Here is a 21,967-nt window from a genome sequence, read left to right as displayed (position 1 = left end):
AATAAGTTTCAACATAACCATCATATTAAAATTACAATGGTATATTGCCGTGTTTACGGTCTGGCCGTAATACTTTTTTATGTTCTAACATACTAAAGCCTTTTAATAATTTTCGACGTGTATCGTGTGGCATAATCACTTCATCAATAAAACCACGTTTTGCGGCTTCAAACGGATTGGCAAATAATTCTGCATATTCTGTTTCTTTTTCGGCTAATTTCTTTTCACTATCACTTGCTTCACTAATCTCTTTTCTAAAAATAATTTCGCTAGCTCCTTTAGCCCCCATCACTGCAATTTCTGCACTTGGCCAAGCAAAGTTCAAATCGGCTCCAATATGTTTAGAATTCATTACATCATAAGCTCCACCGTAAGCTTTACGAGTAATGACAGTAACTTTTGGCACGGTAGCTTCACTTAATGCATATAAAAGTTTAGCACCGTTTAAAATAATACCATTCCACTCTTGATCGGTTCCTGGCAGAAATCCAGGTACATCTACCAATACTAATAAAGGAATGTTGAAACAATCGCAAAAACGGGTAAAACGTGCTGCTTTTTTGGAAGAGTCTACATCTAAAACCCCTGCTAAACTCATAGGTTGGTTGGCAACAATACCAATACTTCTTCCGCCTAAACGTGCAAAACCAACAATAATATTATTGGCATAATCTTTATGAATTTCAAAAAATGAATCTTCATCTATAATTCCGTTAATCACCTCGTGCATATCGTAAGGCTTATTGGCACTATCTGGAATTAATTCATCTAATTTTGGGCGAAGCTCATCTCCCAACTGGTAAGGTAATTTTTCAGGAGGTTTTTTGTTATTTTGTGGCATATAGCCAATCATCTTTTTAATATCTTCTAAGCAAGCAATATCGTTAATTGCTACTCGGTGTGTGACTCCAGATTTGGTAGAATGTGTACTCGCTCCACCCAGCTCTTCAGAAGTAACCTCTTCGTTGGTCACCGTTTTAACCACGTTAGGCCCTGTGACAAACATATAACTAGTATCTTGCACCATTAGCGTAAAATCTGTCATCGCTGGAGAATATACTGCACCACCGGCACAAGGTCCCATAATTGCAGAAATTTGCGGAATTACTCCAGAAGATTTCACATTACGATGAAAAATATCTGCATATCCGCCCAACGAACGCACACCTTCCTGAATTCGAGCTCCTCCAGAATCATTTAAACCAATCATTGGCGCCCCAACTTTTACCGCTAAATCCATTATTTTACAAATTTTTTCGGCGTGAGTTTCTGAAAGTGAACCTCCAAAAACCGTAAAATCTTGAGCGAATATGTAAACCAATCTACCATTAATCGTACCATAACCAGTAATCACACCATCGCCATAGATTTTCTGTTTATCCATTCCGAACTCTGTCGTACGATGGGTAACTAAAATTCCTATTTCTTCAAAAGAACCTTCGTCTAGTAAATAATCTACGCGTTCTCTGGCTGTTAATTTTTTCTTTGCGTGTTGTTTTTCAATTCGCTTCTCACCACCTCCTAAATGGGCTAGTTTTACTTTTTCTTGAAGCTGATCTATATTTTTTTGACTCATTTATTTTATTTTGATAGCATATTTTAACGATAAATACCTTTCGACTTTGCTCTTGATGACAATTTTACTATTCTGTAATAGGTAAACGCAACTGCTCTTGATCTTTTAAATATTGTCTTAAAGCTATAATAGCTGCTAACCTTGCCTCTTCTTCTGTTTTAGATTGAAGCTTCTCGGCAGAATAATAATTTCTCACAAAATGAGTATCAAAATTTCCGCTGCGGAAAGCTTCGTGTTCACAAACAAATTTCCCGAATGCTAATGTGGTAGAGACGCCCTCAATTTGATAAGCATCAATCGCTTTAATCATTAACTGAATCGCTTCTTCTCTACTCTTCCCATAGGTAACTAATTTAGATAGCATTGGATCGTAGTAAATAGGCACCTCCATTCCTTCTTCAAAACCATTATCTAAACGAATATTTTCGCCATCAGGAATTACATATTTCTCTAATTTACCTACGCTCGGCATAAAATCGTCTAAAGGATCTTCGGCGTAAACTCTTAATTCTAAAGCGTGACCTTTTATAGTTAGATCTTCTTGCATAAAACTGAGTTTTTCACCACGCGCGACTTTAATTTGCTCTTCTACGAGATCGATTCCTGTGATTAATTCGGTTACGGGATGTTCTACCTGTAAGCGCGTATTCATTTCTAAAAAATAAAAATTTCTATGTTCATCGAATAAAAATTCTACCGTTCCTGCCCCCACATAATCGCAGGCTTTAGCTACACGAACAGCTGCTTCTCCCATCTCTTTTCTCAAAGCTTCATCCAACACTACCGAAGGAGCTTCTTCTACCACTTTTTGATGACGACGCTGTATGCTACATTCTCTCTCAAAAAGGTGAACGGTATTCCCGTGTTCATCGGCTAAAATTTGTATTTCTATATGTCGTGGTGAAGCCACGTATTTTTCGATAAAAACAGAACCATCACCAAAAGCAGATTCAGCTTCGCTAATCGCACGCTTCATTTGTTCTTCTAGTTCTTCTTCTTTTTCAACTACACGCATTCCTTTACCACCCCCACCAGCAGAAGCTTTAATTAAAATAGGAAAACCAATTTCCTTTCCTATTTTTTTAGCCTTTTCGGTATCGGTAATGGCTTCGTCTATGCCTGGAACCATAGGTATATTGTAAGCTTTTACCGCATCTTTAGCGGCAAGCTTACTGCCCATAATTTCTATGGCGTGAGGTTTAGGACCAATAAATTTGATTCCGCTTTCGGTAACTGCTTTTGCAAATTTTGCGTTTTCACTTAAGAATCCGTACCCCGGATGAATACCATCTACATTTAAACGCTTGGCGGTTTCTATAATTTTATCTCCTAGTAGATATGATTGGTTAGACGGTGCTTCTCCTACACATACAGCTTCATCTGCAAATTTAACGTGTGGCGCGTTTCTATCTGCCGTGGAATAAATAGCTACGGTTTTGATGCCCATTTTCTGAGCAGATTTCATTATACGTAAAGCAATTTCTCCTCTATTGGCAACTAATATTTTTTTCATTTTGAATTGCAATTTTTTCTCTTCAGCTATCTATTTAGCGTTTATTAAAAATTAATGTTCTATGTATTTCTACTCCGCTCCAGCTGACAGTTTCTAAAATTTGATGACTTGAGTTTTATTCCATTTCAATTAATAGTTGATTTTTCTCTACCGTTTGTCCCTTTTCGATGCTTATCGATTTAATGATGGCATCTCTTGGTGCGGTTAGAGCGTTCTCCATTTTCATAGCTTCTAACACCAAAAGGTAATCGCCTTCTTTTACCGTATCTCCTTCTTTTACATTTATCTCTAAGATTAAGCCAGGCATTGGTGCTTTAATATCATTTACTTTTTGAGCATTACCTAGCAATAAACCCATTTCTTTAATAAGCAAATCAAGCTGACTAGCGATATCGATTTCGTAATGATTAGAGTTAATTTTTACGGTATATTTTCGATTGAGGAAATCACTTTTTATAATTTCTGCTTTAAATGATTGATGGTCTTTTAGCAGATGGTATGTTTTATTAGGAAGTGGTTGGATATCTAGCTTTTTAATTTCATCTAACTTAAACTCTAGCTCGATATCATTATTTACTTTTACTTTATAATTTTGATTCATATTGATAAATAAAATAGACTTATTTTGATCATATTATAAATATATAAAATTAATATTCATTATTTATGAATTTGATTTTATAATAAAACAAACTCTTCTAATTAAAATTATTTGGATTGAACTTTTTACAAAAAATCCCAAAACATCGAGCTTGTTTTGGGATAAATAATAGTTTTTAATATTAGGTAGATTATTCTTCAGCTACTTTTACCACCATTTTACCTTTATTTTCACCAGAAAATAAATCTATAAATGCTTGTGGTACCTTCTCAAAACCTTCTCTAATTGTCTCTTCGTAATTTAGCTTTCCCTCTTGAAGCCATTGTGCTAATTTTTTTGTGCCTTCATTAAATTTTTCTCCAAAATCGTTTTGCAACGTAAAGCCTTGCATCTTTACACTTTTTTTAATTAATATACCTTCTACTCTTGGTCCGGTAGCAGTTTCATCTTTATTGTATTGAGAGATAGCTCCACAATTAATTACTCTACCATTTCTATTGATATTTTGAAGAGTTGCATCTAAAATTTCTCCACCAACATTATCGTAATACACATCAATACCATTTGTTGCAGCTTTAGAAATGGCCTCTTTCATATTGTCTGTAGTCTTATAATTGATACCTTCATCATAATTAAATTTACCTTTTATCAAATCAATTTTTTCATCAGACCCAGCAATACCAATAGTTTTACAACCGTAAATTTTTGCAATTTGCCCGACAGTACTTCCTACAGCACCTGCAGCTCCAGAAACGAGCACTGTCTCTCCTTCTTTAGGTGCTCCAATTTCAGTTAATCCAAAATAAGCCGTTAAGCCCGTCATCCCTAAAATGCCCAAATAAGCAGAAAGATTAGCTTGTTTGGGATCTACTTTTCGAAGGTTTTCTCCTTTGGCTACTTGGTATTCTTTCCAAGCTAAATGGCCAAGTACATAATCGCCTTCTTTAAAATTTTCATGTTCAGATTTTTCTACCTTGGCAATAATTGCAGAAGTGATAGGCTCGTTCAATTGAAAGGGCTCTATGTACGATTCTACATCGCGCATTCTTCCTCTTAAATAAGGATCTACAGAAATATAAATAGATTTTAAAAGTACTTCGTTAGATTTTGGGGTACTTACTTCTTCTTCTTTAAACTCAAAATCAGAATTTTGTGGAGTTTTTTCAGGACGTTGTTTTAATAGAATACTTTGCGTTTTCATTTTTTATTTTAAATGTAAAAAAATGCAATTGCATAAGCCGTTAAGAAGTTATTAAATAAAAGACAATCCATATTTTAAATATGATTTTAACTAAAAAATGTAAGTAAATAATTATACAGAATCTTCTAATAGAAAATATTATTTTTTAAATTATGTAACTAAGAACCGAAATCTATGTCAAATAGAGAAATAATTAAAACTATTAGTATGAAACAAAATCATTTATTTTTCATTATTGGAATGGCTGGGATTTTATGCTGTGGTTATTTTTTAATTACAGGTAAAGATACCACTACAAGCTTGATAGGATTTATTAGCGGTACAAGTTTATTATTTATGTGGCACCAATTAGAAAAAAAATAATTAACTCATATCCGAAATAAAATTAATGCGGTAAATATTTTCGAAGAATACCGTAAATAAAAGTTCCTAAAATAGCTCCGGCGATAACTAATAAAATTGAAATATAACCTACACCAGCTAAGGTATACATTGGTCCTGGGCAAGCTCCGGCAAGTGCCCAGCCTAGTCCGAAAATGATTCCGCCAAATAAGTAACGGTAAATACTTTTTTCTTTAGGCTGAAGCGATAACTCTGAACCATCAATAGCTTTTATTTTTTTCTTTTTCATGATTTGCACGCCAATTAGTCCTACTGCAACAGCAGAACCCATAATGCCATACATATGAAAGCTAGCGAAATTAAACATCTCATAAATTCTAAACCATGATGCGGCTTCAGACTTATACATAATGATGCCGAAAAGACTTCCTAGCAATAAATAAATTATAGTTTTCATTTTATAATATTTTGAATCTCTCGACTCCGCTCGAGGTGACATTTTAAAATTATTTTAAAAAATAAGTGGATAGAAAAGATGAATCATGACCAAGCCGCCAATAAAAAAACCAACAATAGCTATTAATGAAGGTAGCTGAAGATTGCTTAATCCCGAAATGCCGTGACCTGAGGTACAACCACCAGCATAACGTGCGCCAAAGCCCACTAACAGACCGCCACCTAAGAGAATAAGTATATTTTTTAGATGTAAATTTTCTACTGCGAAAATCTCGGTAGGTAAATATGCTTTGCCGGCACTATTAATTCCGTAAGCTTGAAGTTGTGGCAGCAAACTTTCATTTATTTGAACAGTATTAGCTGATAAATAGTTGGCAGCAATAAAGCCGCCAAGTGCTGCACCAATCATTAGAGTTAAATTCCATCGTTGGGCTTTCCAATTAAAATTGAAAAATTTAGTTACTTTTCCTGCTCCAGCGATACTGCATATCGTTCTTAAATTAGAAGACATTCCAAATTGCTTACCCATACTTAAAAGCACCAACATAAAAATACCAATTGCTGGCCCGCCAATATACCAAGGCCAAGGTTCAAAAATCCAATTCATTAGTCATTATTTTACTACAAATATGAATAATTCATTTAACTATATCTGTAACCAAGGTTACTTAATATGAGTTTAGCAATAATGTTAAGCTTAATTAAATTCACAAAACCTTAATAAGAAACACATTTCTAGTTTTTAGTTTTGAAATAGAAATAATAAAAATTATGATGATGAAAAAATGGATAATTTCTGGAGTATTAAGTTTAATGATGTTTGCTTACACTCACGCACAAGAAAATTTAGATAAGTTACCATCAAATGCTTTGCATATTATAGAAATGAGTTATTCTACTCATGAAATTGATAAAGTTAATGCAGAACCAAATTCTGGTGAAGACAGTTATCAGGTAAAATTTAAAAATGGTACTAAAATAGATTTTGATGAAAGTGGGAAACCTACTCAAATTAAAGGAGATGAAAAAGTTCCTTATGAGTTATTGCCTAAAAAAATGAAGTACTTTTTAGAAAATCGTTATAAAAACGATTATGTTACTAATTGGAAAATGGACGATGATAGTCATCAAATTGAAATGAAAAGTGGCGCCGAATTAATTTTTGACCTCGATGGAAATTTTTTGAAAAATAAAAATTTATAAATTAGTCCATAGTTAAAATTAAAAAAGCCAAACTACTCAATGTGGTTTGGCTTTTTCTTATTCAATAAGTTAATTATTCTTTACATAAAATATTTAATTGCATCGCTTAAATCTAAAACTGTCATATTTTTAAGTTCTCGTTTAAGAATACTACTTCCTACAGCGCTTCTATAACCTGCAGCGCAATGCACAACAATTGGTTTATCTGTAGGCACTTCGTTAGCTCTCTCTCTTAATTCATGTAATGGGATATTAATAGAATTTTTAAAAGGTTTCTTTTTAACAACCTCTACCACATTTCTAATATCGACAATGGTATAGTTATCTATATTATTTTTGAATTCTTCTAAATTGATTTTTTCGATGGAAGCTAATGCTGATGATAGCGTTATAACAGCTTTTAATTGCTTTTCATAACCAATACTTGCCACCCTACTTAAAGTAGTTTCTGCCATTTCTACAGTAGGTACTACTAAATAAAATGCTTCTTTAGGTTGAACAATTGCACCTAACCAAGTTTCTAACTTTTGTGGTGATCTAATTCCTTGAATGTTTATACTTCCTAACAGATAATTCTCCTTAAATTCTTGTTGAGCTCTAATATCTATGATCATCACTCCTTCTTCTACTTCTTCTACATTTAGCAATAATGGTACTTCGCCAATACTTTTTGAAAAATTATCAGCTCCTTTTTTATTGGTATCTACATCAAAACCAAAGTAATAAGGAATCATAGGTTGATCACTTAAAATCTCATTCACAAATTCTTCTTCGGTCTGTTCTTTAAATGCCCAATTGCTCACTCGTTCATTTCCTAAAGTTGAAGAGGAAGCATCACTCATATTTTTACCACATAGCGAACCTGCTCCGTGTGCTGGATAAACTAAAGTTTCATTAGGTAGATGAGTAAATTTATCTTTTATGGTGTAATACATTTGCTTCGCTAATTCTTCACGCTTAGCATGCATATTACCTGCTTTTTCTCGTAAATCTGGTCTCCCAACATTACCAATAAATAAAGTATCTCCCGTAAATAATGCTTTTTCATCTTCTGCTTCTGCTAGAATAGTAATACTATCTGGCGAATGTCCAGGAGAGTTAATAGCAGAAAACTTAATGTTTCCCATTATAAAATGGTCTCCATCATCAAAAGATTGGTGCGGATAATCTGCGCCTAACAATTTACTCACATATATGCTAGCGCCAGTTTCTTGATGAATTTGATAATGACTACTCACAAAATCTGCGTGCGGGTGAGTTTCTAAAACAGCGACGATCTTAGCATTATTTTCTTCTGCATATTGGTAATACGGCATTGGGTTTCTTGCAGGATCTACCACTGCCATTTTTCCTTCGGAAACGATTGCATAGCTATAATGTGCTAAAGCTTTATCGTTAAATTGTTTTATATTCATCTAAAAAGATTTTATGTTTTTTTCTGTATTTTTTGTTGATCTAGAAAAGGATACTTTAACTGCTCCAAAAATTTCTTTGGGAAATTTTCATCACCTTCAAAACCTAATTTTATATTTTTTCCGTTTTTGGGAATATAAGCCGTTCTAAACAAATAATCCCAAATGCTTAAACTTAATCCGTAATTCATTCCATAAGGTCTGCCTTCTGGTAAATCTTTAGCATGGTGCCATATATGCATTTTTGGATTGTTAAAAATATAACCAAACCAACCATAACTCCAGCCTAAATTTGCGTGGTTTAAATGCCCAACAAAGACGGAAAACATATGTATTATAAAAAATTGTTCTATACCAAAACCAATCATGGCTAGTGGTATATATTGTACACTTTTATATATAATCGTCTCCATAAAGTGAAATCGAAATTGTGCGGCAAAACCCATTTGTTTTACGCTATGGTGTACTTTATGAAACTTCCACAGAAAGGGTTGCTTGTGTAAGTGGCGATGAACATTCCATTGAATAAAATCTGCAACTACAAACATAATTAAAAGTTGCGCCCAGATCGGAAAGTTTTCTAATTCAATAGCAACAATATTCTCAATATCAAATAGCGCTAAAAAATCATTAAACAATTCGACTCCAACATTAGAAATAGCATTGTAGCCCACTAGAGAGAAGAGAAAGAAATTAAATAGAATATAAAAACTATCTAACCAAAAACCTTTTCTAAATACGGGTTGATTTTTACGCCAAGGAATTAGTATTTCGAATACCCAAACCAATAATGATAAAGCGATGAGCCAATAAAAATAATTAGTCCACGACGGGTTGGATATTTCATTTATTAAATAAGTGAAATATCCCGAAAATGAATCGTTTATTATCTTTAAATACTTTTCTATCATTATTAAATTGATCGAGAACAAAAATACACAATATCTAAACTTGTGTGAGCAACCTTATTTACTTTATTTAATTCAATTTTTTCAATATTCAGCTTACATCATCATTTCTTTATAAAAGATATAAATACCCATTATTAATACTAAAAAACCGAATCCTTTTTTGAGTTTAGCACCATCTATAAACTTACTGAATGAAATCCCTAACAATATTCCTAAAACTGCAAAAGCTGAAAATGACAATAAAAACATCCAATCAATTTCTATTTGAAGTGCATCTCCCAAAAAGCCAATTAAAGAGTTTAATGCGATGATAAACAAAGAAGTTGCAGCTGCTTTTTTTATAGGAAGTTTAGCTAGAAAAATTAATATTGGTACAATAATAAATCCGCCGCCTGCTCCTACCAAACCAGTGACCAAACCCGTAAATAATCCTAGTGCTCCTAGAGTTAAGTAATTAGTTTTTTTAGGTTGAGTTAACATTTTTCGGGCGACCAATCTTTTATTATTAAGAATCATCGAAAATGATGCTGCTAACATAAGAATGGCAAAAAATACCATAATGGCAGCATCTTTAGTCACCAACATATGCTGATTTTTAATTATAACATTAGGAATGGCTGAGATGATAAATTTTCTAGTTGAAAACACTGCAATTACCGCAGGTACAGCAAAGACAAGTGATGCACCAAAATTTACTAAGCCTTTTTGTAGATTTTTAATTGCACCAAATGCAGATGAAATACCAACTACAAATAATGAATAACCAGTCGCCAATACAGGATCTATACCCAATAAGTAGACAAATACTGGCACTGTTAATATAGAACCACCACCACCAGTAAGCCCTAAAACAATTCCTATAATTAATGCGGCTATAAAACCTAAAATACTAATTAACATCTGTAATTTATATATTATAAGCACAAAACTATGTAAAAGAATGGCTGCTGAACGTAATAAAAGTTACATAGCTATTATTTTAATCGAATTTCTATTCAATTTAATCATTTTTTTATTTTCCAACTTTTTCAATAACCGAGAAATTACAACTCGCGAACTATTTAAGTCACGAGCTATTTCTTGATGTGTAATTTCTATTAAATTACTTTTAAAAATATTTTGCTTGTGATGAAGGTAATTAATTAAACGATCGTCTAATTTTGAAAAAGCAATTTGATCGATAGACTGGAGTACTTCCATTAAACGATGATGATAACTATCAAAAACAAAATTTCTCCAACTTTTAAAATTAGAAGACCATTCTTCCATTTTTTGTACAGGTATCATTAAAAGATCTACATCGGTTTCGGCAACCGCTTTAATTTCACTTTTTTTATTCCCTACACAACAAGCCATTGTCATTGCACAAGTATCTCCTTTTTCTAAAAAATAAAGCAATAACTCATCACCATTTTCATCTTCACGCATTATTTTTATAATGCCATTTAAGATAAGCGGCATCGAGCGAATATAATCACCAGACTTTATGAGTTGTTCTCCAGATTTCACCTGTTTTGAAAGGGCTACTTTTTTAATTTCTTCAATTAATTCTGGCTGAAATAAATCACCGTAATTTTTTTGAAGTGCTGTAAAATCCATGAGTGAATTTTATTTATCGACGTTAGATACTTCTTCAGGAGTAAGCATTTTTTCTTGCTTATTGCCCCACATATTCATGACGTAATTTAACACATCGGCTACTTCTTGATCAGACAATCCCATAGGCGTCATTACATTTTCATAGGGTTGACCATTAACGGTAATTTCTCCACTTAAGCCATACTTTACAGCGTGAATACTTTCAGTTCTTTTTTTGGTTAACCAATTTGATTTTCTAAGTGGTGGATAGATTTTCGGGATTCCCTTTCCGGTTGGCAAGTGACATTGAGCACAGTTATTAGTGTATACAGATTTTCCTTTTGCAATACTTTCTTGTAAAGGTGTCTTTTTAATAACTGTTATAGCGTTTTCTTCAGCTTTTGATTGTTTAGATTTCTCTTGTTTTTTACAAGAAATAAAAAAAACAAGAACAAAAAGTAGGTATATTGATCTATTCATATAATTAAAATTAATTCAAACCGCAAGATAAATATTAACGTATATCCCGAAACACAAACAAAATACCTATGCTTTTAACTTTTATTTTATTAATTTCATAACCTCAAAAAATCAATTATGAAAGAATTTACAAAAATAATTTTCTTCTTTTTAAGTTGCATTGCGTTTGGTCAACATGAATCGAAAGTAAAAAAAGATATTGAAATATATCATCAAAACAACTACGAATTTACTGAATATAATATTTTCTCAGAAACAAGAAATGGAGATTTAAATAAAGAGATAAGTAAGTCTGTTCTTGAAGCTTCAATTCTTGATATTAACGAAAACGTTATCCATGATATTTATCAAAATAAACCGCTTTTAGTTAAGTTATCAATCCCTTTTAAAGGAAGGTCTGTAGAGATTGAACTTTACAGAAAAAATTCTATAGAAGAAAATTTCACCGCTTTTAATCATAATCAACAAAAAATTTCTCATAAATCTGGGGTCTTTTACCGAGGGGTTATTGCTAACTCTCAACAATCAATAGCTTCTTTTTCTTTTTTTAATCATAGTGTCTACGGTTTAGCTTCTTCTTTAGAATTAGGCAATATTAATATAGGAAGATTAAAAAACAGCAAACAATATATTGTATATGCTGAGCATGATCTACATGGTGAAAATCCTTTTGTTTGTGGTTTAGATGAAATTGAAAAGAACATGGAAAGGTCAGTGCAAAGAAACTTTAATACAAACCAAGAATCTTCAATGGTCACTACAAATTGCGTAAGAGTTTATTATGAAGTTGCTTATGAACCTTATTTACAAAACAACTCAGATATTAATCAAACTATTAATTGGGTAACTGCAATTCATAATAATATTTCTACTTTATATGCCAATGATGGCATAACAATAGCTTTAAGTGAAGTAATGGTTTGGACTCAAGACGACCCTTATAATGGTGAGTTTGGAGATAATCTAACTTATTTTAGTAATTATCGTAATTTTTTTAATGGTGATTTAGCGCACTTAATTAATCAACCTAGAACGACTAGTGTTGCTTACCCAAATTCTCTATGTTCTAATTTAAATTACGCTTATTCTGCGGTAGACCAATTTTATAATCAACTACCAACTTATTCTTGGACTGTAGGCGCATCTACTCATGAAATGGGTCACGCCTTTGGCTCTCCACATACACACGCTTGTGCTTGGAATGGAAATGATACTGCCATTGATGGATGCGGTCCTCAAGCAGATTACGATGAAGGTTGTAATGGCCCAATACCTTCTAATGGAGGGACTATTATGAGTTATTGTCATCTTACTAATGTGGGGATTAACCTCGCCAATGGTTTTGGTGTGCAACCTAGTCAATTAATAAGAAATACCGTAGATAGTAAAAGTTGCTTAGGAACAGATTGTATTAATTCTTGCTTTGCTTCTATTGAGAATATTACGTTTTCTAATTCAGATGAAAATTCTACAGATCTTAACATTATAGATAATTTTTCTTCAGAATGGTATTATTTATTTTTCCCGTACGGAAATAATGCAAATAATCAAAATTGGGTTCAAACCAATTCTACTACAGTTAATATTCAAAATTTATCTTCAAATACTTATTACGATATATATGTGACAAATATTTGTTCTAACAGTAATGATGGTGGTTACAGAAATTATATGTACCTAAGTAATTGGGATTATTGTAGTGATGAAAATTTTGTAGATACAGGTGGTATTTCTAATAATTATGGAGACGACCAAAATTTGGTTAAAACCTTCTATCCTCCCAATTCTAATGAAAAATTGAAATTAGAATTTCTTGAATTTTTTACGGAAGAAGATTTTGACTTTATGACAATTTATGATGGTACTTCTACCTCTTCACCAATTTTTAATAACGGTGATCATATATCAGGTAATTTAACCTCGCAAAACTTAAGTTTTACAGCAACAAATTTAGAAGGTGCCATAACTATTAAATTCACATCAGATCAATATGAAAATGAAGCGGGTTGGGAAGCTAAATTTAGCTGTATAAGTACGCTATCTACGCAAAGTTTGAATAAAAATTCTGTTCAGTTATATCCAAACCCAACTAATTCTTATATAAATATTTCATCAGAAAACTTAATTTCTTCTATTGAGGTTTTCGATTTATCTGGAAGAAAAGTATTTGAAAACAAGTCTATTCATCTTAAAGAAAAACAAATTCAAATGAACTCACTTTCAAGTGGTGCTTATTTTATTAAAGTGAATTCTAAAAATAGCTCACAGACGTTTAAAATTATTAAGAATTAACAGTACTACTTTCTGTTGACAATCATAAAAAAGCCTACTTATAAATTTATAAGTAGGCTTTTTTTCTCCTGTAATAACTAAATTATATTCTGACTTAAGAGTTTTACAAAACCTTTATAAGTTAACAGTAGCTAGTGAATAAATAACCCACAAGCTTTATTTCAACTAAAAAAACCCTTAGAATTATTTCTAAGGGTTTTTAAGTATCTTGAAGTTAAAAAGAACTTAGTCTTTTTTAAACTTAGCATATTTGTTTTTAAACTTGTCTATACGACCAGCTGAATCGATAAGTTTTGTCTTACCTGTATAAAAAGGATGAGAAGTTCTAGAAATCTCCAATTTAACTAATGGATATTCAGTTCCTTCAACATCAATAGTTTCTTTTGTATTAACAGTCGACTTAGTGATAAAGATTTCTTCGTTAGACATATCTTTAAAAGCTACTAGTCTATAATTTTCTGGATGGATTCCTTGTTTCATCTTCTTTAGCTTTAAACCTTATAATTTTAGAGGTGCAAATTTATATAAAATAAATTATTTCACAACTATTTAGAGTACAAATTTAAGAAATATTAAAAGTTTTTAAAAATGCTCGAACAGCTTTTTCTATATTTGTGCGTTAATTCCCTAAAAATTCAATAGAATGAACAATCAAGTAATCCCTAACCTAAAAAAACTAGCCGGTAAATACGGAATTGTTCTAGGAATTGTATTGGCCTTAATGACAATAGTAAGTTATTTTTTCTATTTAGAATTATTCACCAAATGGTGGACGAGAATATTAACTTTTGTCATCATTCTATCTATTGCCATTATAGGTTCATACCAATGTAAAAAAGCTTCTTCTGAAATTTACACTTATAAAAAAGCCTTCACCTCTTATTTTATAATTATTTTAATTGGTTTATTAATTTACACTGCTACAAATTACCTTATATTTAATATTTTAGATCCCAATGCAGCTGATTTTGTTCTTGCTAAAACCATAGAAATGACCAAATCTTTTATGGAGAATTTTGGCGCTTCTCAAGAAGATATTAATAATTCAATTAAAACATTGACACAAGAAAATCAGTTTTCATTAAAAAATCAAATATTAGGATTATGCTCAAATTTAGTTATCTATATATTAATAGGTCTCTTAGTATCACTTGGGCTGAAAGAAAATAAGCAAATTACAGAATAGCATGCAATTATCGATCGTTATCCCACTTCTCAACGAAGAAAAATCTTTACCAGAATTATATAATTGGATTTTAGAGGTTATGCTAGCTCATTCTTTTAGCTACGAGATTATTTTCATAAATGACGGAAGTACGGATCATTCTTGGCAAATTATAGAAGATTTAGCTACTACCAACCATTTAGTAAAAGCTATACATTTCAAAAAAAATTACGGCAAATCACAAGCTCTACATGCGGGCTTTCTAATAGCTCAAGGTGATGTAGTCATTACCATGGATGCAGACTTGCAAGACAATCCTGAAGAAATTCCAGAACTTTACCAACTCATCACCAAAGATAATTTAGATATAGTTTCTGGCTGGAAAAAGAAACGCTACGATAATGTAATTACTAAAAATTTACCTTCTAAACTGTTCAACTTAGCAGCTAGAAAAGTAGCCGGACTTGAGCTTCACGATTTTAATTGCGGCCTAAAAGCTTATCGATTAGAAGTTGTAAAAAATATAGATGTTTATGGTGAGATGCATCGCTATATTCCGCTTTTAGCAAAAAATGCAGGATATACTAAAATAAGAGAGAAAGAAGTAAAACATCAAGCCAGAAAGTATGGCGAAACAAAATTTGGCTCAGAACGATTTTTACACGGTTTGCTAGATTTAATAACCATATGGTTTCTTTCTAAGTTTGGCAAAAACCCTATGCACCTTTTTGGCGGCTTAGGTATTCTCATGTTTTTTGTAGGTTTTCTTTCTGCATTATACATAGGTGTTTCTAAACTTTATCACTTGTATCATCAAATTCAAGATATTTTAGTAACTCAAAACCCTTGGTTTTATATTGCGCTTACCGTCATGATTATAGGAACCCTATTTTTCTTAACTGGTTTTGTTGCAGAATTAATCTTACGCTCAAATCGTAAAACAGAACGTTATAAAGTTAGCAAAACGCTAAATCATTAGCGCTTCATCTATTTTTATTTATTTTTGTTGCACTACCAAACTAAAAATTATCATGGAAGAAATTTTATCTAAAGCTAAATATTGGTTATCTGATGTTTTTGACGAAACCACAAGAAAAAACACACAACATTTAATTGAAAACGATAAAAAAGAACTAGAAGATAGTTTTTATCAAGATTTAGCGTTTGGTACTGGTGGTATGCGAGGCATTATGGGAATAGGCTCCAACAGAATTAATAAGTATACCTTAGGTAAAAACACTCAAGGGGTTTCTAATTATTTAAAAGCACAATTCCCCAAAAAAGAGATAAAAGTCGCTATAGCTTACGACTGTAGAAATAACAGTAAAGAATTAGCGCAAATCGTAGCCAATGTGTTTTCTGCTAATGGAATTAAAGTATTTATTTTCTCTGATTTAAGACCTACGCCAGAACTCAGCTTTGCGGTTAAACATTTAGATTGCCAATGTGGTATTGTACTTACCGCAAGTCACAACCCTCCAGAATATAATGGTTATAAAGTTTATTGGGAAGATGGCGGGCAGTTAGTGCCACCGCAAGATAAAGAAATAGTTGAAGTAATCAATAGCTTAGATTACAATGAAATTAAATTTGAAGCCAAAGAAGATTTAATTGAATATATAGATCTAGAAGTAGATCAAGCTTTTATTGAAGCTTCATTAAAAAATGTAAACTTTCAAGTTTCTAGAAAAGCCAAAGATGATTTTAAAATTGTATTCACTCCATTACACGGAACGTCGATAACACTTATTCCGAAGGTATTAGAAAAAGCAGGTTTTACCAATGTTTTTATAGTTGAAGAGCAAGCAGAACCAAACGGAAATTTCCCTACCGTAAAATCTCCCAATCCAGAAGAACCCGACGCTTTAAAAATGGCATTAAAACTTGCCGATGAAAAGCAAGCAGATATGGTAATTGGTACAGATCCAGATAGTGACCGATTAGGAATTGCCGTTAGAGACAATGAAGGTAAAATGAGCTTACTTAACGGAAATCAAACCATGGTTTTAATGACAGATTTTCTGTTAAAAGAATATAAAGCTAAATACGGTTTTAAAGGTGATGAATTTATCGCCTCGACTATCGTCTCTACCCCAATGATGGAAAAGTTAGCCAGTCACTACGGTGTAGAATGTAAACTTGGACTTACCGGTTTTAAGTGGATTGCAAAAATGATTAAAGATTTTCCTAATCAAACCTTTATTGGCGGTGGCGAAGAAAGCTTTGGCTATATGGTGGGCGATTTTGTTAGAGATAAAGATGCCGTTACCGCTACCCTACTTGCCTGTACTATTGGCGCTCAAGCCAAAGAAAAAGATAGTTCTATATTTCAAGAGCTTTTAGAACTTTATAAAAAACACGGGGTTTACCAAGAGAAATTAATTTCTTTAGTAAAAAAAGGAATTTCAGGAGCAGAAGAAATTCAGCAAATGCTTAGCGATTTAAGAAACAATACCCCTACAGATTTTAATGGTACTAAAGTGATTGCTTTTGAAGATTATCAAACTTCAGAAAGAACAAATTTAGAAACGGATGAAAAGAGTACAATCAATATTCCGCAATCAAATGTACTTATCTTTTATTTAGAAGATGGCACAAAAGTAGCGGCTAGACCCAGTGGTACAGAACCTAAAATTAAATTTTACGTAAGCACTCATCATTCTCTTGAGGATACTTCAGATTATAAAGTTGCTAAAGAAAGATTGGAAAATAAAATTGATTCGGTACTTTCGCACTTTGATTTTTAAGTTGCCTTAATGAAATATATAAAGAAAATTTATCCATTTATACTTCCTTATAAGAAGTATGCATTTTTAAACATATTTGCTAACATATTTTACGCTTTATTTAGCACACTATCTATGGTGGCGCTAATACCAATGCTTAAAGTAATGTTTGGAGAAGCTAAACCTATAAAAGAAGTTCCAGCTTATAAAGGCTTAGTTCACTTAGGCGATTTTTTTAATGAATATTCTAATTACTACATCACCACCACTTCAGCAGAAAAAGGAGGTGTCTACACCTTAACGGTATTAGTGGCAATAATTATTAGTTTATTCTTGCTTAAAAATCTTTTCAATTATATGGGCTTATATTTTATTGCCTTTTTAAGAAATGGTGTATTAAAAGACCTAAGAGATAAATTATATAAAAAAATTGTAGAACTCCCTATCTCATTTTATTCAGAAAAAAGAAAAGGAGATATTATAGCCAGAATGACTTCTGATGTGCAAGAGGTTCAAAACTCATTTCTAGCGGTATTAGAATTAATCGTAAAAGAACCACTAACAATTATTTTCACCATTATAATGATGGTGATTATTAGTCCGCAATTAACCTTATTTGTATTTATTTTTATTCCAGTTTCAGGTTATATTATTTCTTTAATCGGTAAACAATTAAAAAAGAAATCTGATCGAGTTCAACGTGAAAATGGTCATATTTTATCTAATTTAGAAGAAACACTTTCAGGTTTAAAAATTATTAAGGCCTTTAATGCTGAAGCAAGATTTACTCAAGTTTTTCAGCAATCTACAGAACGACATTTTAAATTTTCTAATGATTTAATGCACCGTAAAAACTTAGCTTCTCCAGTGAGTGAATTTTTAGGGATCGTTGTCATTTCTATTTTACTATTATATGGTGGTAGAATGGTTATTTTAGAAGGCTCGCTAGATGGAGCTTCTTTTATTGCTTATATGGGATTGGCGTATAATATTTTAACACCCGCAAAAGCCATTAGTAAAGCTTCTTATGAAGTTAAAAAAGGAAATGCGGCTGCAGAACGTGTCTTAAGTGTGCTAGAAACAGAAAACAGCATTAAAAATCTTGAAAACGCAATTGTAAAAGATTCTTTTGAAAGTGGAATTCTTATTAAAGATATTTCATTTAAATATGAAGACCACAATGTGTTAAAGAATTTTAATATAGAAGTCCCTAAAGGAAAAACCATTGCATTAGTAGGGCAATCTGGTAGCGGTAAATCAACCATTGCAAACTTAGTGACAAGATTTTACGACATTCAAAAAGGCGAAATTTTAATTGACGGTATTAATATTAAAAACATCACTAAAAGCAGTCTTCGTAATTTAATGGGAATGGTAACTCAAGACGCTATACTATTTAACGACACCATTAAGAATAACATTTTAATGGCAAAAGAAGATGCTAGCGATCAAGAAATTATCGAAGCATTAAAAATTGCAAATGCTTGGGAGTTTGTTTCAGATTTACCAAAAGGTATAGAAACTAATATTGGAGATAGTGGTAACAAATTAAGTGGTGGACAAAAACAGCGTCTTTCCATTGCTAGAGCGGTACTTAAAAATCCGCCAATTATGATTTTAGATGAAGCTACTTCTGCGCTAGATACAGAAAGTGAAAAACTAGTACAAAAGGCGTTAGAGAATATGATGAAAAATAGAACTTCTATTGTTATTGCTCACCGACTTTCAACCATACAATACGCAGACAATATTATTGTCATGCAACGTGGCGAAATTGTAGAACAGGGTAAACACAATGAACTCTTAGCTTTAAACGGAACCTATAAAAATTTAGTTGAAATGCAATCTTTTGAGTAGTTGCTAATCCTCATAAAATGCCTACCCAAAACGAAGAAGATCAAATTGTTAAACAACTTCAAGAAGGAAAAAGAAAAGAAGAAGCTTTTTCTAAATTGGTAGCATTATACCAAGAACGATTATATTGGCATATTAGAAACATCGTTAAAAACCATGAAGACACTCATGATGTATTACAAAATACATTTATAAAAGTTTTTAGGTACATTAAAAATTTTAAAAGAGAAAGTAAACTTTACAGTTGGATGTACCGCATTGCCACTAACGAGAGTATTACCTTTTTAAATAAAAAAGCAAAACAATTACAACTTTCTAGTCAAGAAATGCAAGATTACTTGGCTAATAATTTAGAAAGTGATGTATATTTTGAAGGCGATCATATACAATTCGCTCTACATAAAGCTTTAGCAACCTTACCAGAAAAGCAGCGACAAGTCTTTAATATGAAATACTTTCAAGATCTAAAATATAAAGAAATTGCTGAAATTTTAGAAGTGTCTGAGGGAGCGTGTAAATCTAATTACCACCATGCTGCAAAAAAAATTGAAAAATATATAAAAGAAGATTAAACCTTTAAAGAGATTTAAAGTCTAAATTAGACATGAAAGAGAAAAATAACATACCAAAAAATACCGGTTTTAAAGTTCCCAAAGAATATTTTGAGAATTTTGAAGTTAATTTTTCTTTAGACAAAGTCAATTCATTAGATCAAATTAAATCTTCCGGATTAACAACACCAGATAATTATTTTAAAACTTTAAATATAGCATTACCTGAAGAAGAACCTTCTACTTCAAAAGTAATTTCAATTTCCAGAAATAAAATTTTCACAGCAATCACAACTGCTGCTGCAGTCGTATTATTTATCATGTTAATTTATAAAGAAACAAATGTAGTAACTGTAAACAACACGATAAGCCAAATAGATATTGAAGATTATTTAGAGCAAAATGAATTTGATTTTGAAAACGAAATCAATTACGACAACACCTCTAATCTTAATAATTTTCAATCTCAATTAAACACCTTAGATAGTGAAGCTATTTTAGAATATTTAAGCAACGATACTGATATGGCTTCATTATTGAATGACGAATAAATTATGAAAAAATATTTCTTTTACCTCGCTTTCTTCTTTATTTCAGGCATCACTTTAGCTCAAGAAGCCGAAGATGAAAAAATAGAAGCCTTAAAAACCGCTTATATAACAGACGCCCTTTCGTTAACACCAGAAGAAGCACAAGTCTTTTGGCCTATTTATAATTTATTTGAAGATAAAAAAGAAGGACTTTATAATGAAAAATGGTGTGAAGTAAAAAATGGTCTAGAAACTATTGAGCAACTAGATGATAAAAATGCTGAACAGCTTTTAGCTACTTATATGCAGATGAAGGAAGACCGTTTAAAACTTAGAAAAGAATTTGTAATTGAACTAAAAAAAATGATGTCTCCCAAAAAAATATTGATGTTAAAAAAAGCAGAGCATGACTTTCATAAAATGCTTTTAGAAAAATACAAAAATTAATAAGTTATTTATTCTATAGTATTTTCTATAAAAGTTAGCCTACTTATTCTATTATTTCCAGCAGCATAGGCTACAAATTCATTTACAAAAGTGAACGTATAAAAAGGTTCATCGCTTATTTGTTTCCAAGTAGCGCCATAGTCTGCACTGTAAGAAATACCTTTAAAACCTAAAGCTACAATTTCTTGTCCACCACTGTTAGGTACAAACTTTACACAACTTCTATACCCAGGACCTTCTCCTTTAGCGATAACATCCCAAGATTCTCCTCCATTTTTAGTGAAAATTTTATTAGCTACATTAACATTAGGCTTGGTATAATCACCGCCAAAGGCAACTCCTAAATCTTGATTGTAAAAATCTAGACTATAAGCACCTGTAGTCTCTTTACCCTGAATGATAGGTAAATTTGAAACTGACCAACTTTCTCCCTTATCTTTTGAATTATAAATTCGAGAAACTTTGCCTCCACTCACAAACCAAGCTTGATCTCCCACAATAGAAATATTAGTATTACTAGCCGCAAAAGCAGCTTCTCCTTCTATAGCTTTTGGTAATTCATCACAAGAAATCTTTTTCCAGCTCTCTCCTCCATCACGCGTAATAAGAATAGACATGCAATCATCGGTAGGATCGCCTATAGCAATACCTTCATTTTCATTCCAAAACCCCATGGCATCATAAAAAACTTTTTCATTTTTCTCTTCATAAACCAATTTACGCTTTCCAAAATAATTCACTTTATAAAGCTGGGCAGGGTTTCCTGCGCTAAGTATAAAATCAGATTCTCCTGTACTACCTATAGCTCTAAACTCTTTAGTGGGTGCTTCGGCTATATTTCCCATAAAAGCTACCGAATGATCTGCCATATTTAAATATCCAAAACTTCCCTTAGAACCTGCATAAAAAATATGTTCAGGACTAATTTTTAAAGCCCTTATACTAACGGGATGGTTAAAAATACCTTCTACTTTTACCGATGTGAATTGATGAACAGCATTTTCTTGTTGAGCTACATTTACACAAGCAGTTAAACTGAGAACACAAATAAGCAAAGTAAAAATTCTCATAAATAGTTTTTTTTCAAATATAACATTATTCACATATTAAATTACGTAACTTCGCGCAC

Annotated in this window: 23 protein-coding genes; 10 read left to right on the top strand and 13 right to left on the bottom strand. The window is 31.9% G+C overall.

The annotated features are described in order from the left end of the window. Positions 1 to 31: 31 nt before the first annotated feature. From KW502_RS06650 to KW502_RS06635, 4 genes are all read right to left on the bottom strand, one after another. On the bottom strand, positions 32 to 1,576 hold the full coding sequence (locus KW502_RS06650; RefSeq protein ID WP_219039757.1) for an acyl-CoA carboxylase subunit beta: 1,545 nt from the start codon (positions 1,574 to 1,576) through the stop codon (positions 32 to 34). A 67-nt stretch (positions 1,577 to 1,643) separates the two neighbouring features. Further along, on the bottom strand, positions 1,644 to 3,089 hold the full coding sequence (gene accC / locus KW502_RS06645) for an acetyl-CoA carboxylase biotin carboxylase subunit (protein WP_219039756.1): 1,446 nt from the start codon (positions 3,087 to 3,089) through the stop codon (positions 1,644 to 1,646). Positions 3,090 to 3,204: 115 nt separating this feature from the next. After that, positions 3,205 to 3,690, bottom strand: a complete 486-nt coding sequence (locus KW502_RS06640) for an acyl-CoA carboxylase biotin carboxyl carrier protein subunit (protein ID WP_219039755.1) — start codon at positions 3,688 to 3,690, stop codon at positions 3,205 to 3,207. 190 nt (positions 3,691 to 3,880) lie between these two features. Beyond that, entirely contained in the window at positions 3,881 to 4,891 is a 1,011-nt protein-coding gene (locus KW502_RS06635) for an NADP-dependent oxidoreductase (protein ID WP_219039754.1), read from the bottom strand. A 207-nt stretch (positions 4,892 to 5,098) separates the two neighbouring features. Here KW502_RS06635 and KW502_RS06630 point away from each other — a divergent pair, with 207 nt between their 5' ends. Continuing rightward, positions 5,099 to 5,254 (top strand): hypothetical protein, encoded by a 156-nt coding sequence (locus KW502_RS06630; RefSeq protein ID WP_219039753.1) that lies wholly within the window; start codon positions 5,099 to 5,101, stop codon positions 5,252 to 5,254. 22 nt (positions 5,255 to 5,276) lie between these two features. Here the strand turns inward: KW502_RS06630 and KW502_RS06625 are convergent, their stop codons facing one another. Both KW502_RS06625 and KW502_RS06620 read right to left on the bottom strand, forming a co-directional pair. Beyond that, a complete protein-coding gene (locus tag KW502_RS06625; RefSeq protein ID WP_219039752.1) occupies positions 5,277 to 5,690 on the bottom strand; it encodes a DUF6691 family protein in 414 nt (137 codons plus the stop codon). A gap of 54 nt (positions 5,691 to 5,744) precedes the next feature. Further along, the gene (locus KW502_RS06620) at positions 5,745 to 6,296 is read right to left on the bottom strand and encodes a YeeE/YedE family protein (RefSeq protein ID WP_219039751.1); all 552 of its coding nucleotides are present in this window, start codon (positions 6,294 to 6,296) and stop codon (positions 5,745 to 5,747) included. A gap of 170 nt (positions 6,297 to 6,466) precedes the next feature. Between KW502_RS06620 and KW502_RS06615 the strand changes: the two genes are divergently transcribed. Further along, positions 6,467 to 6,892, top strand: a complete 426-nt coding sequence (locus KW502_RS06615; protein ID WP_219039750.1) for a PepSY-like domain-containing protein — start codon at positions 6,467 to 6,469, stop codon at positions 6,890 to 6,892. Between the two features lie 80 nt (positions 6,893 to 6,972). Here the strand turns inward: KW502_RS06615 and KW502_RS06610 are convergent, their stop codons facing one another. The 5 genes from KW502_RS06610 to KW502_RS06590 all read right to left on the bottom strand — a co-directional run bounded on the left by KW502_RS06610 (position 6,973) and on the right by KW502_RS06590 (position 11,273). Then, the gene (locus tag KW502_RS06610; protein ID WP_219039749.1) at positions 6,973 to 8,307 is read right to left on the bottom strand and encodes an MBL fold metallo-hydrolase; all 1,335 of its coding nucleotides are present in this window, start codon (positions 8,305 to 8,307) and stop codon (positions 6,973 to 6,975) included. A gap of 11 nt (positions 8,308 to 8,318) precedes the next feature. Next, entirely contained in the window at positions 8,319 to 9,212 is an 894-nt protein-coding gene (locus KW502_RS06605) for a sterol desaturase family protein (RefSeq protein WP_219039795.1), read from the bottom strand. 96 nt (positions 9,213 to 9,308) lie between these two features. Next, complete coding sequence (locus tag KW502_RS06600; protein ID WP_219039748.1) at positions 9,309 to 10,115, bottom strand: sulfite exporter TauE/SafE family protein; 807 nt, start codon at positions 10,113 to 10,115, stop codon at positions 9,309 to 9,311. Positions 10,116 to 10,178: 63 nt separating this feature from the next. Then, positions 10,179 to 10,814 carry a Crp/Fnr family transcriptional regulator gene (locus KW502_RS06595; RefSeq protein ID WP_219039747.1) on the bottom strand — a complete coding sequence of 212 codons (636 nt, stop codon included), beginning with the start codon at positions 10,812 to 10,814 and terminating at the stop codon, positions 10,179 to 10,181. 9 nt (positions 10,815 to 10,823) lie between these two features. Beyond that, complete coding sequence (locus KW502_RS06590; protein WP_219039746.1) at positions 10,824 to 11,273, bottom strand: cytochrome c; 450 nt, start codon at positions 11,271 to 11,273, stop codon at positions 10,824 to 10,826. A gap of 117 nt (positions 11,274 to 11,390) precedes the next feature. Between KW502_RS06590 and KW502_RS06585 the strand changes: the two genes are divergently transcribed. Further along, the gene (locus tag KW502_RS06585) at positions 11,391 to 13,565 is read left to right on the top strand and encodes a T9SS type A sorting domain-containing protein (protein ID WP_219039745.1); all 2,175 of its coding nucleotides are present in this window, start codon (positions 11,391 to 11,393) and stop codon (positions 13,563 to 13,565) included. A gap of 225 nt (positions 13,566 to 13,790) precedes the next feature. On the opposite strand, the gene KW502_RS06580 is transcribed toward KW502_RS06585, so the two are convergent. Next, positions 13,791 to 14,045: a type B 50S ribosomal protein L31 gene (locus tag KW502_RS06580; protein WP_219039744.1), complete on the bottom strand. Its 255-nt coding sequence runs from the start codon at positions 14,043 to 14,045 to the stop codon at positions 13,791 to 13,793. Positions 14,046 to 14,208: 163 nt separating this feature from the next. Here KW502_RS06580 and KW502_RS06575 point away from each other — a divergent pair, with 163 nt between their 5' ends. From KW502_RS06575 to KW502_RS06545, 7 genes are read left to right on the top strand one after another with little or no spacing between them, the layout of a single operon-like run. Next, a complete protein-coding gene (locus KW502_RS06575; RefSeq protein WP_219039743.1) occupies positions 14,209 to 14,751 on the top strand; it encodes a DUF4199 domain-containing protein in 543 nt (180 codons plus the stop codon). 1 nt (position 14,752) lies between these two features. Then, positions 14,753 to 15,709, top strand: a complete 957-nt coding sequence (locus KW502_RS06570) for a glycosyltransferase family 2 protein (protein ID WP_219039742.1) — start codon at positions 14,753 to 14,755, stop codon at positions 15,707 to 15,709. A 52-nt stretch (positions 15,710 to 15,761) separates the two neighbouring features. Then, positions 15,762 to 17,477 (top strand): phospho-sugar mutase, encoded by a 1,716-nt coding sequence (locus tag KW502_RS06565; protein WP_219039741.1) that lies wholly within the window; start codon positions 15,762 to 15,764, stop codon positions 17,475 to 17,477. Between the two features lie 9 nt (positions 17,478 to 17,486). Next, positions 17,487 to 19,313 carry an ABC transporter ATP-binding protein gene (locus KW502_RS06560; RefSeq protein WP_219039740.1) on the top strand — a complete coding sequence of 609 codons (1,827 nt, stop codon included), beginning with the start codon at positions 17,487 to 17,489 and terminating at the stop codon, positions 19,311 to 19,313. A 17-nt stretch (positions 19,314 to 19,330) separates the two neighbouring features. Next, entirely contained in the window at positions 19,331 to 19,882 is a 552-nt protein-coding gene (locus KW502_RS06555; protein ID WP_219039739.1) for an RNA polymerase sigma factor, read from the top strand. A gap of 32 nt (positions 19,883 to 19,914) precedes the next feature. After that, positions 19,915 to 20,412 carry a hypothetical protein gene (locus KW502_RS06550; protein ID WP_219039738.1) on the top strand — a complete coding sequence of 166 codons (498 nt, stop codon included), beginning with the start codon at positions 19,915 to 19,917 and terminating at the stop codon, positions 20,410 to 20,412. Positions 20,413 to 20,415: 3 nt separating this feature from the next. Beyond that, entirely contained in the window at positions 20,416 to 20,838 is a 423-nt protein-coding gene (locus KW502_RS06545; protein ID WP_219039737.1) for a hypothetical protein, read from the top strand. Positions 20,839 to 20,846: 8 nt separating this feature from the next. Here KW502_RS06545 and KW502_RS06540 read toward each other — a convergent pair whose 3' ends face one another. Then, on the bottom strand, positions 20,847 to 21,908 hold the full coding sequence (locus tag KW502_RS06540; protein ID WP_219039736.1) for a WD40/YVTN/BNR-like repeat-containing protein: 1,062 nt from the start codon (positions 21,906 to 21,908) through the stop codon (positions 20,847 to 20,849). Positions 21,909 to 21,967: the final 59 nt, after the last annotated feature.

Source organism: Mesonia aestuariivivens, assembly GCF_019311235.1.
GTDB lineage: Bacteria > Bacteroidota > Bacteroidia > Flavobacteriales > Flavobacteriaceae > Mesonia > Mesonia aestuariivivens.
The sequence above is the reverse complement of the archived record's forward strand: the minus strand, read 5'-3'. Positions and strand labels throughout refer to the sequence as shown.